3 protein-coding genes and 1 riboswitch are annotated in these 3,110 nt (G+C 65.0%); all 3 genes read right to left on the bottom strand.

The window, feature by feature from the left end; translation table 11 throughout:
* Positions 1 to 26 precede the first annotated feature (26 nt).
* Genes J1M81_RS23770 through J1M81_RS23760 form a run of 3 tightly spaced genes read right to left on the bottom strand, consistent with a single transcriptional unit; the run spans position 27 to position 2,862 of the window.
* The gene (locus tag J1M81_RS23770; RefSeq protein WP_032371428.1) at positions 27 to 815 is read right to left on the bottom strand and encodes an ABC transporter ATP-binding protein; all 789 of its coding nucleotides are present in this window, start codon (positions 813 to 815) and stop codon (positions 27 to 29) included.
* Entirely contained in the window at positions 812 to 1,837 is a 1,026-nt protein-coding gene (locus tag J1M81_RS23765) for an iron ABC transporter permease (protein ID WP_032385423.1), read from the bottom strand. Before J1M81_RS23765 ends, J1M81_RS23770 begins: the two co-directional genes overlap by 4 nt.
* Positions 1,834 to 2,862, bottom strand: coding sequence for an ABC transporter substrate-binding protein (locus tag J1M81_RS23760; RefSeq protein WP_206498975.1), 1,029 nt, complete (start codon positions 2,860 to 2,862; stop codon positions 1,834 to 1,836). Before J1M81_RS23760 ends, J1M81_RS23765 begins: the two co-directional genes overlap by 4 nt.
* A 65-nt stretch (positions 2,863 to 2,927) precedes the next feature.
* Positions 2,928 to 2,992: riboswitch (cobalamin riboswitch) on the bottom strand.
* Between the last annotated feature and the right edge of the window lie 118 nt (positions 2,993 to 3,110).

Below are 3,110 nucleotides of genomic sequence, written 5' to 3'. Positions count from 1 at the left end.
ATAAGAGACAGTTTCGGGGGTCAATGTCACATCGAGTGGACTCCGGGGGCGGTCGGGCGGGGGCGGCGATAGGTCACCTGGGGGTAGTCGTCGGTATGCGAGACGCTGGCGTGCACGTTGTACACCTCGCGCACCAGGTGTTCGGTGATCACTTCGTGTGGGGTTCCCGATGCCACGATGCTGCCGTTGTTCAGGACGATGATGCGGTTGCAGAACATGGCGGCGAGGTTGAGGTCGTGGAGGGCGATGTAACTGCTCAGGGGTAGTCCTGCGACGAGGGTGAGGATGTCGAGTTGGTGTTGGATGTCGAGGTGGTTGGTCGGCTCGTCGAGCAGTAGTTCGGTGGGTTGTTGAGCGAGGGCCCGTGCGATCTGGGCGCGTTGGCGCTCTCCGCCGGAGAGGGTGTGCCAGCGTCGGGTGGCTTTCGACGCCATGGCGGTGTCGGTGAGTGCCTGTTCGATCGCGGCGTCGTCGGCGGCTGTGTCTCCGCCGAGGATGCCGTGGTGGGGGATGCGGCCCAGGCGTACGACGTCGCGGACGGTGATGTCGACGTCGGTGTCGGAGTGTTGGTCGACCATTGCTACGCGGCGGGCGATGCTGCGACGACGTTGGGTGCGCAGGTTCTTTCCGTCGAGCAGCACGTCGCCGCTGTCGGGTGCCACGATGCCGGCGAGGATTCGCAGTAGCGACGATTTGCCGGAACCGTTGGGGCCGATGAGCCCGATGGTCTCGCCCGGTTCCGGCGCGAAGCTGATGCCGTCGAGAATCGGGTTCCCGCCGCGGGTCCACCGGATATTGTTGACGTGCAACGTCATCGGGACCTCCTGAGTCGAAACAGAATGAGCGCGAATGCCGGCACGCCGATGAGTGCGGTCACCACTCCGACGGGTATTTCCTGCGGCGCGAACAGCGTTCGGGCGATCGTGTCGACCCACACCATGAAGATCGCGCCGATGACCACCGTCGTCGGCAGCAGTCGTCGATGTCGTGCGCCGACGAGAAAACGGGCGGCGTGCGGCAGAACGAGACCCACGAACCCGATGGCTCCGGCGGCGCTGACGAGCGAGGCCGTGATCAGTGCGGTGATGACCAACAACAGGATTCGCACCCACTTGACCGGAACACCGAGGGACGCGGCCGCGTCGTGCCCGAATGTGAAGGCGTCGAGGGCCGAGGTGTTGAACAGACACACCACCATTCCGAGCAGCGCAACCGATCCGCACAGCACCACGTCCGTCCAGTCGGCACCGCTCAGCGATCCGAGAAGCCAGAACAGCACACCGCGTGTCTGTTCGGCGTCGGCCGAGGAAATGACGATGAACGACGTCAAGGCCGAGAACAGCTGCGTCCCCGCGACCCCGGCCAGCACCACGCGGTCGTTTCCGCCGCCTGCGCCTGCGGCCAGCAGCATTACCAGGACGAACGAGAGCAGCGCACCGGCGAATGCCCCTGTGGACAAGGACAAAGCGCCACCGCCGACGCCGAGAACCGCGACGAGGACCGCTCCGGTGGATGCACCGGACGAAATGCCCAGGACGAAGGGATCGGCGAGGGGGTTACGCAGCAGTGATTGCATGATCGCCCCGCACAGCGCGAGACCCGCGCCGCACACGGCGGCCAGCAAGGTCCGGGGCAGGCGCAGCTCCCAGACGATTCCGTCCTGGATGCGACTGACTCCCGAACTCCCGATACCCATGTGCGTCGATATCACTCGATACACGTCGGGCACCGACACGTTCGCGGGTCCGATGGTGACGGCGACGCCGATCGAGAGCACCAACAACGCCGATCCTGCGAGCAGTAGTGGGACGAGCACCCCGCGATCGGTGCGGCTCATCGCGACGCCATTCCCCAATCCTGCAGGGCGGCCGCAACTTTCTCGACACCGTCGATCGTCCGAATGGACGGGTTCAGATCGGCACCGTTGACGACGATGTACCGCCTGTTCTCGACGGCGGGCATTCGGTTCGTGACCGAATTCGACTCCAGGAAGCCGATTTTGCTGTCCAGGGCGTCCCCGGCGATACTGCGTCGGCTCAGATCTGCGAGCACCAGTGCAGTCGGGTTGCGATCGAGCACACTCTCCCAATTGACCTGTGGCCATTCGTCGGTGGTGTCGGCATAGATGTTCTCGGCACCGACGGAGTCGGTGATGATGCCCGACGATCCGCAGCAACCGGCCATGTACGGCGTATCGGTGTCGGCGAACCAGTAGGCCAACGACACACCTGACGCGTCGACCGAACCGGAGGCCTTCTCGAACCGATCCTGCAGTTCGGCGACCAGGCGCTCGCCACGGTCTCGCACGTCGAAGACCGCCGCGAGATCACGAATCTCCCGATAGACGGTGTCGATCACCAGCGGCTCCGTGCGAGCACCGTCGGAATTGACGCTCTCGTCGGTCTTGCCCTGACAGTCGGTGGGCGAGAGATAGTTCGGGACGCCGAGTCGCTCGAACCTGCTCCGATCCGCGACTCCCCCGGGTCCGAGGGTGCCGCCGAAGGACGCGGTCACGAAGTCGGGCTCGGTATCCAACACGACCTCGAGCGATGGCTTGTTGTCTGCGAGCCTCGGCACCCTGGCGTTCTCGGATTCGAGGTTCGAGCGGACCGGGTCGGTCCAGGTGGCGGTGCCTACCATTCGGTCTGCGAGGCCGAGCGAGAGCAGTATTTCCGTCGAGCTCTGGTTCAACGACACCGCGCGTTGCGGTGGTGCGTCGACGACGACGTCGCGTCCGCAGTTCTCGATGGTCAGGGGATAGTTCCCGGAGGTGTCGGTGGACGCGTCGGGGGTCGACGCGGTCGAACAACCGGAGACCAGAAGGATGGAGACAGCGCCTAGTGCGGCGAGAGAGGTACGCATCGAAGAGCTTCCTGCTTGGGGCTCGTGTCGCGGAGCCGCGGGTGGGGTTCGATCACGACGTCCGAGCATTCGGACTTCGAGCTCTCACCCGTCACCGTTGCGCGCCAGCTCCGGAATTGCACCGGATTCCCTCGTTCGTCGCGTGCTGACCCTATCGCGCGAGTGGGCCGAGAGGTCAGTGCGCCGGCGTCGAGACCGGTCCCGACGAATACGAGCTCGGAAAGGCTCTGCGCGCGACCACTACGACC

It is taken from the genome of Rhodococcus sp. KRD175, from assembly GCF_017168275.1.
Classification (GTDB): domain Bacteria; phylum Actinomycetota; class Actinomycetes; order Mycobacteriales; family Mycobacteriaceae; genus Rhodococcoides; species Rhodococcoides fascians.
Note: the sequence above shows the minus strand (reverse complement) of the source record. Positions and strands in the feature narration are given on the sequence as shown.

Bases quoted from the DNA above. Each gene is read 5' to 3' on its own strand.
- J1M81_RS23770 (WP_032371428.1), bottom strand. From the start codon at position 815: ATGACGTTGCACGTCAACAATATCCGGTGGACCCGCGGCGGGAACCCG.
- J1M81_RS23765 (WP_032385423.1), bottom strand. From the start codon at position 1,837: ATGAGCCGCACCGATCGCGGGGTGCTCGTCCCACTACTGCTCGCAGGA.
- J1M81_RS23760 (WP_206498975.1), bottom strand. From the start codon at position 2,862: ATGCGTACCTCTCTCGCCGCACTAGGCGCTGTCTCCATCCTTCTGGTC.